Source organism: Parafilimonas sp., from assembly GCF_047606085.1.
Lineage (GTDB): Bacteria > Bacteroidota > Bacteroidia > Chitinophagales > Chitinophagaceae > Parafilimonas.
The window spans coordinates 1-7,884 of sequence record NZ_JASGEX010000083.1 but is presented as its reverse complement, the minus strand read 5'-3'; the positions used below and the strand labels follow the sequence as shown (position 1 = coordinate 7,884).

Annotated in this window: 5 protein-coding genes; 1 reads left to right on the top strand and 4 read right to left on the bottom strand. The window is 40.3% G+C overall.

Annotation, left to right across the window (positions count from 1 at the left end; translation table 11 throughout):
* Nucleotides 1-416: 416 nt before the first annotated feature.
* Nucleotides 417-3,554 (bottom strand): hypothetical protein, encoded by a 3,138-nt coding sequence (locus tag QM629_RS07370; RefSeq protein WP_415158728.1) that lies wholly within the window; start codon nt 3,552-3,554, stop codon nt 417-419.
* Nucleotides 3,555-3,978: 424 nt separating this feature from the next.
* Here QM629_RS07370 and QM629_RS07365 point away from each other — a divergent pair, with 424 nt between their 5' ends.
* Nucleotides 3,979-4,881, top strand: coding sequence for a polysaccharide deacetylase family protein (locus QM629_RS07365; protein WP_415158726.1), 903 nt, complete (start codon nt 3,979-3,981; stop codon nt 4,879-4,881).
* 240 nt (nt 4,882-5,121) lie between these two features.
* Here QM629_RS07365 and QM629_RS07360 read toward each other — a convergent pair whose 3' ends face one another.
* From QM629_RS07360 to QM629_RS07350, 3 genes are all read right to left on the bottom strand, one after another.
* Nucleotides 5,122-6,090 (bottom strand): PhoH family protein, encoded by a 969-nt coding sequence (locus tag QM629_RS07360; RefSeq protein ID WP_415158724.1) that lies wholly within the window; start codon nt 6,088-6,090, stop codon nt 5,122-5,124.
* 267 nt (nt 6,091-6,357) lie between these two features.
* Entirely contained in the window at nt 6,358-6,582 is a 225-nt protein-coding gene (locus QM629_RS07355) for a hypothetical protein (protein ID WP_415158722.1), read from the bottom strand.
* Between the two features lie 152 nt (nt 6,583-6,734).
* Nucleotides 6,735-7,655: a sugar phosphate isomerase/epimerase family protein gene (locus tag QM629_RS07350; RefSeq protein WP_415158720.1), complete on the bottom strand. Its 921-nt coding sequence runs from the start codon at nt 7,653-7,655 to the stop codon at nt 6,735-6,737.
* Between the last annotated feature and the right edge of the window lie 229 nt (nt 7,656-7,884).

Sequence of the window (7,884 nt, the reverse complement as noted above, 5' to 3'; positions counted from 1 at the left end):
TGATGTAAAAAAAGTAAAAATCAATAATACCTGGCATCTTAATGAATATACAGCAGCCGCAAAAAAACTTATGCAAGCTTTAGACATTAACATATAATACGTACATTTTTCCAGGTTAGGGGTTAAAAGTGCCGAAATGGCAAAGCTACCAATGGGCAAACAGCAGCAAAGGCAGTTGACGTGTGGCACACAGCCCCATCCTTGCAAGAGCGATGAGCAACCAATACCTGCGCCGGCAAGGCTTACCATCATTTTACTCACTGTACGAATCTAAAGAGAAACAACTATCCATGTTTTAGCAAACCGCCCCGTGTACGAGACCCGTACGCACGGTGGTGTGAGAGGAAAAAAATGAAAGCAGGAAGAAAATGAAAATTTTCTTCCTGCTCGATTAAAATATCTGGGGATGCGAAAACTTATGGCTGGCTGTCTTCATCAGGTTCTTCCTGCGTTTCTTCAATTTTATCAGAGCCCCTGGCGCGGCGCAGTTTTACTGTAGGGGCATCCTGTGTGCCGGTAACGGTGAAGGGAATGCCAAAAATACCGAACGGCGGCAGGCCAAGCCTGCCCGAAAGATTGAGCCTGCCATCAAAACTTACCTGGCCTTCAAAACGGGGGCGAAAACCCAATATTTTGAGCTTCGTTCTTTCAAGCGTGATGATGTTGCCGGCAATGGTTGTTTTAATATTAACAGCCTTTAAGCTGGGGTTGCTGATGCTGTCTCTGCCGGTAGCGCTGCCCACTGCGTTCATTAATTTAAAGCCATTCAGCTTTACGTCTTTTATTGAAAGCACGCCGCCACCCTTTAATGAAGGATAAACAGGCTGCATATTTTCGTTAAGCCTGCCGCTTAGCTTATAACTGAGCGACACAATGCCCTGTGCTTTTGCCGCGGCAGGAGCGAGGTCATGAAACAATTTTATTTCGTTGTAAGCGCGCCTTACATCAAACTCTTTTGCATCAATGCTGTAGTCGAAGCCTGCTTTATACGGCGAGAGGCTGTAGTACATGGCATCCATAACCACGGGAGCGCCCACCAGGCTGAAACTGGTTTGTTTAAGCTGAAGGCGGCCTTTGTTAACAGCAAGGCCGCCTTTAAAATCTTTCAGCAAAATATGATTGTACCCAACCGTACCGGCAGCGGCCGTAAGCGCCACATCAAGGTTGGATGGAATGATAACCACGCCTGTGCCTGCGGTATCTTTTGCAGGAGATGAAGCGGAAGTATCGCCGGCGAAAGCGGCAAATTCATCCGCATACAAATGATCGGACGTTAAACGGAAACTCCCTTTTAATACAGCATTATCGCTAAATACATAATTGATAAGATTGGAAAGATAACCGTTAAGGCTGATATCTGTTTTGCCATAAGCTGCCTTAAATGTATCGAAGTGCATTTTATCGTTCATGAATCTGAATAAACCCGTTTTTATCATAAAGGGCTGCGGAAAATAATCTGAGCGAAACGCAATGTTTTCCAGCGATGCCATGCCATTGCCATACAATTTTTCATACCTGCCTGCCACAACATCGCTTTGCAAGCCTTTTAAGGTCAAATCTGTTGTAACGCTGCCATTGATATTCAATCCCTGCAGGGCAAATACCCTGTAAATTTTGCCAACATCTATGGCGCCTTTGGAGCGCACATTATACATAACATCTTCAAGGTTTTTTAAGGAAACCATAAGTGTGAAAGGCTGCTGCGCAAACGAAAAAGAAAGGGGCTGTATCTGCAGCGATGTGCTTTTTAATCTGCCGTCTGTATTGATGAGGGTGGCATCCAGTGCTATTTTTTCTATGGCCTGCGCATAATAAGGCGTTTGCACAAAACCATCCTGCAGCTTAATGCCTGCCTGCGTAACGGGAAATTGCTTTTTCTGCGGCAGGTAATTACCCTTTGAAACAATATCAACATGTACATTACCGCCAAGCTGCAAATTTTGCAGCGGGTAATATTGTTTAATATTATCAAGATGGATAATGGATTTAAGATCGGCGTCAACCGTAAAGTTTTTAAAGTTGCTGATCTTTATAAAGCCTTTTATATAATCGCTCAGCATGTTTGCATTAAGGTTGGTCAGCGCAATGCCGGTATGCCAGTAATTGCTGTCGGGGCAGGTTGCGCTTATGTTGAAACTGATGTTTGACACCGGCTGCGGCAGCGAAGCGTATTTAAAATAGCCATTGCTTAATGAAGACTGAAGGCTGAATGAAGGGATGCTTGCAATAACAGTGTCCGTTTTGCGTATGCCTTTTTTTACCACCCTGGTTTGATAGCTGCCATCTGCTGTAAAATGCAGTTTGTAATATCCTTTTACATTAAAAGGCTGCAGGCCCAAAGCTTTATCCCATTTCTCAAGGTCCATTTCGCCGTTGATCTTGGCATGCACTGTTGGCTTATTCAGGTTATTCAGTTTAATGATGGCGCTGAAATAATCCTTATCAATATTAAAAAACACGGAATCAATATTCACATACAGGCTGTCTGTATTAAGCGATGGCAGTTGCGAATCGAAATTCAGAAAAAGGTTTTTTACCGGTGCGGGCGCATTCTGGTGGTTAATATAACCCTCGCGTACCTGCATATTAAAGCCCAGGTCGGGCATTATGTTGTTATCAGCATCATATTTACCTTTTAAATAAGCCCTGATGTCAATTTTTCCGCCGGCTTTTGTTTCATCATTCCAGGCGGCATACTCAGGCGGCAGGGCAGAGAAAACATCATGCAGGTTGCCCTTATGCGACTGCAGTTCAAAATCTATATTGTACCCCGTTTCGAGAAATGCAAACCTGCCTGTAAAATCAACCGGCAGCGTATTGATCAGCAGGTCATTCTTTATAAACTCAAATGCCAGGGAGTTGGTATTGATCTTTGTAACCAGGTCGGCCTTTAATTTTTTTGAATTGATGTAGCGCGCAGAATGATAAGCCAGCGTAAAGCTTTGTATGTTAATATGGGAGGCCAGGTCGAACAGAGCCTTGCTTACATCGCCTTTGCCAATGTAATCAAGCCCCTGTGCCGTAATAAGAATGGGGATGGAGAGATCGTTGTAAACAATATTGCTTTTGCTTATCTGTATCTTCTCCAGTTGTAAGGCAGCGCCGGCAGTGTCTGCAGAAGATGCCGTTGCCGTATCGGTTTTATATACGTTATAATTGGCGCCGCCGTTTTCATCAACTTTAATATTAATGGCGCTGTTGGTGAGAAATATTTTGTCTATCCTGATGCTGCTTGAAAGTACAGAAGAAATATCAATGCCTAAACTTAATTCCTTTGCTTTTATCAACGTATCGGCGGAATATGGCACTGAGCCCATCAGCGAAACATTGTATAAGGTAAGTGTAAGCGAAGGGAAGTGGTTGAAGAACGACAGCCTGGCTTTGGAAAAATCAAGTTTTGTTGTAATAGCGCTATTCACCCAGGTTTTTATTTTGCCGGCCACAAAGCCGGGGAATAATACAGGCAGCAAAAACATGATCAGTAAAATGCTGCCGAGTGAAATGCCTGTTATTTTTAAAGTTTTGGAGATAAGCTTTTTTGCAGAAATCTTCATGTAGTGCAGTTAACAGGCAGCAAAAGTATTGCAATTTATATAATAGCGGCTGTCTTCTGAAAGGCCGTTTGGCAAAGATGGCCACTAAGAAGCTGTTTAAATTTTTTCACACAGAGAACACAGAGCTAACAGAGGCGCTTTATCCTCTGCTGACTCCTTTGCTCTGTGCGAAAAATCGCCAAAACCCTATAAAGAATTAAATTTTTAAACAGCTACTAAGGCACAAAGCCTTTATTGTAAAGCTTAATTTTTTGTGCCTTAGTAGCTTTGTGGCAGAACTTCCTTTTTTAGCATACAGCCGCTATTCCGTTGGATGAAGCAATACGCAAAGCCAGCCTGATTATCTTCAATGCAGAATTTTACCTGCACGAATTTTTTTAGAAGGCATTTCGTTTGTCAGTAAACAACTTGTATAAATTGTATTATGGTTTTAAATAAAAAGCTGAACAGGGTTATAAAATGTAATGTGCTTTTTTTGATCGTTGCCTGCATGGTTTCGTTCAAAAAAAATAAAGAAAACGATACTGGTATTAATGGGCCAGCAATGGATGGCACTGCTTCTTCTATTTACCCGATGGCTGCCAAAGAAAATGAAGCAAGGCGAAATACACAATGCACAAATAATAAAACCGTATCCTATGGCGCTATTATCCGCGGCGATTCAACCATAAAAAATATAGCATTGGTTTTTACCGGAGATGAATTTGCCGATGGCGGAGATTTTATTGATTCTGTTTTGCAAAGCAAAAACATGAATGGCTCCTTTTTTTTGACGGGCAATTTTTATAGCAATCAGCAATTTAAAAACCTTATTATTCGCTTAAAAGGGCATGGAAATTACCTTGGGCCTCATTCAGATAAACATTTATTATACTGTGATTGGATAAAAAGAGACAGCCTGCTTATAACAAAAGAAGCATTTAAAAACGATTTGCAGGCTGCTTATAAAAAGCTGCGGCAATTTTCCATTGGTAAGAATGATGCCCATTATTTTCTGCCACCTTACGAATGGCATAATGATTCAATTGCTTCATGGACAAAAGAGATGGGATTGCAACTCATAAACTTTACACCAGGCACCCGCAGTAATGCGGATTACACTTACCCTGAACAGGAAAGCAGGTATGTAAGCAGTGATTCTGTATTTAATTCAATATTAAATTATGAGCAAAAATCATCCGGCGGGCTCAACGGCTTTATTCTGCTTACGCATATAGGGACTGACCCAAGACGAACTGATAAGTTTTATTATAAATTGCCTGCATTAATAGATACTTTAAAAAGCCGTAAGTATCGGTTTGTAACAATAGATAAATTGCTTCAATAAAAGCTTTGAATAAATAGAAAACCTGTTTTTTTTATTAGCGCTTTGCACACTTGCGCAACAAATTTCTGAAACCTATTTAAGAGATAGCATGCCTTTATTGATAAAGAAAACAAAGGGCTTATTGGGTCATGCATTACATGGCTCAAAAGTTCCTGGCAGTTACGGATGCGCCATCATTTACGTTAAAAAAGCAGGCCGTTTATAAGCCTGCTTTTCAGCAACAATTATAGCCATATAAAATTACGGGTGCATTTCTTTTTGATATTCTTTATCGTAAGCTTTAATGATGGCTTTTACAAGGCGGTGGCGCACTACATCTTCTTCATCCAGTTCAATATGGGCAATGCCGTTAATGTTTTTAAGAATGCGAATGGCTTTTTCCAAACCGCTGCGCTGGTTTTTAGGAAGATCAACCTGTGTAGGGTCGCCCGTTATAATGGCTTTTGCATTGGCGCCTATACGTGTTAAAAACATTTTAAGCTGAAGATCGTTGGCGTTTTGCGCTTCATCCAGAATAATAAAGGCATTATCGAGCGTACGGCCGCGCATATAGGCCAATGGTGCAATTTCAATAGTGCGTGTGCTCATATAATAGCCTAATTTATCAGCAGGAATCATATCGTCCAGTGCATCGTATAATGGCCGCAGGTAAGGATCAATTTTTTCTTTCAGGTCTCCGGGCAAAAAGCCAAGGCTTTCACCGGCTTCAACGGCCGGCCTTGTTAAAATGATTTTTTTAACGAGCTTGTTTTTTAATGCCCTTACTGCAATGGCCACCGCTGTATAAGTTTTACCGGTGCCGGCAGGGCCAATGGCAAATACAATGTCGTTGGTATCTGCCGCCTGTACCATTCTTTTTTGATTGGCTGTTCTGGCACGTACCGTTTTGCCATTGGGCCCAAATACCAATATATCGTTCGGGTTTTTATCAACAAAATTGTCTATTGTTTCTGCATCGTCGCCGCCGAGGATTTGTTCAAAATAATTTTCGCTTAAATCGCCGTTGCGCTCCATGTACTGAACAATAAGGTCAATTTTTTCCTTGGCTGATTCTACCTGTTCCGGTGCGCCGCTTAGCTTTAATTGCGTGCCTCTTGAAAGTATTTTTAAGAGGGGGAATTTTTTGCGCAGAATATCAAGTTTCCTGTTGTTTACACCGAAGAATTCTATTGGATTTAATGTGTCGAGGTTAATGATCGTTTCTGTCAAAGGTGTTACGTTTTTTGTGATTGAATGTTGTTTTATGATGGCTGTTACTAACCCTTTTCAAATATATTTTTGAAAGCAAAGGATTGCAATTTTTGTTGTTCACATAGTGTGAATAGAATACTTATAAAGTTACCGGCAGATGTGAAAATATTATCTTAAATGTAAATTAACCCCTAACCTGGAAAAATTTACGTATTATATGTTAATTGTCTAAAGCCTGTATAAGTTTTTTTTGCGGCTGCTGCATATTCATTAAGATGCCAGGTATTATTGATTTTTATTTTTTTTTACATCAGTCAATAACTGTATGTAGTCGTTAACCGATATTTTTTTGAGTAGGTTTTTTGTCTTTGGTTCTATACATAAATGTTGATACCATTGCAAGCAAATATGATTGATAAACATCCAGCCTTCAGGGGTTTGCTGATTTTGCATATAAGTGTGATCTGCTTCCAATACAATGTTTATAACAACAAAGCTTTTCTTTTTCACAGGTGCATTCATCTTAATTTAGAAAGTCAGTTTTTGGTTTGGGATGAAGGTAATACAATTAGGTTGATTGTGTTTTATGTCAGGATTAATTTATAAACACAAAGCGTTCCTTCTAAAAGGAACGCTTTGTAAAACACGGTATAAGTTTAATTTTAATACCCCCATTTCTTCATTGCAGCCAGGTCTTCTTTTACCGCATCCAGCGGCGCCTGGCCCTGGTAAGATTCCTGCTCTATAATAAAATGTTTAGTGCCGCCATATTTCCTGCCATAATCAAGAATTTCTTTTACGTTTAAAACGCCTTTGCCAAGCACGGCGCTTTCATAAGGCTCGCCGCCCATTTCACCTTTGGTTGCTTTTATCTCATCTTTTACATGCATAGATTGAAAACGGCCCGGGTACTTCTTCATGATCTCTATTGCCCTTCCGCCATTGCCATACATGTTGCCAATATCTATCTGCTGAATCACCAGGTTTGGATCGGTATTTTTAATGATGAAATCATATAAATTCTCATCGCCCACTTTTGTAACAATTTCAAAATCGTGGTTATGATAGCCAAACTTCATATTGTATTTGCTGCATAGTTCCCCACTCTTATTAAATATATCCATCATTTTTTTAAGCTTGTCCATATCTGTTCTCAGCGCTTCATCAAGCCAGGGGCTTATTACATATAACTGGCCAACGGCTGCAGCGTCTTCTACCGTTTGCTTCCAAACATCGGTGAAATCATCTTTTGCTTCGTCCCAATGTTCCGCTGTCATAACGGTGTGGCCGCTGCGCATTTTCAAATCAAGGTCATCAAGGAGCTTTTTAAATTCCGGCGCTGCATACCCATAAAATTTCCTGTCTTTATAATTGGCGTGCTCTACATATTTATATCCCATTGCAGCTAGTTGTTTTAATGTGCCTGAAGGGTCTTTGGCCATATCATCCCTTACGGAATATAATTGAACACCTGTTATATGATCTGCCGAAAAAGTTCTTGCGAAAGATTTGGTTTTTGACAATGTGAGCGCCGCCATTGTGAAAGCGCCTGTTTTTATAAAATTTCTTCTTGAATTGTTCATGCTGATTTAGTTAGGTGATAAGATTTTTAAAAATAAGCAATGTTTTTATATGCGGATAAGATTTGTATTTCTGCGATTCTTGAACTTAAAGTATTATTGCAGCTATGGCAAAGAAACTTTTATTTATTGACCGCGATGGCACATTGATTATTGAACCCAAAGGCGGCAACATTGACAGTTGGGATAAACTTGAATTTTTTCCGCATGTATTTAAATACCTTAACCTGAT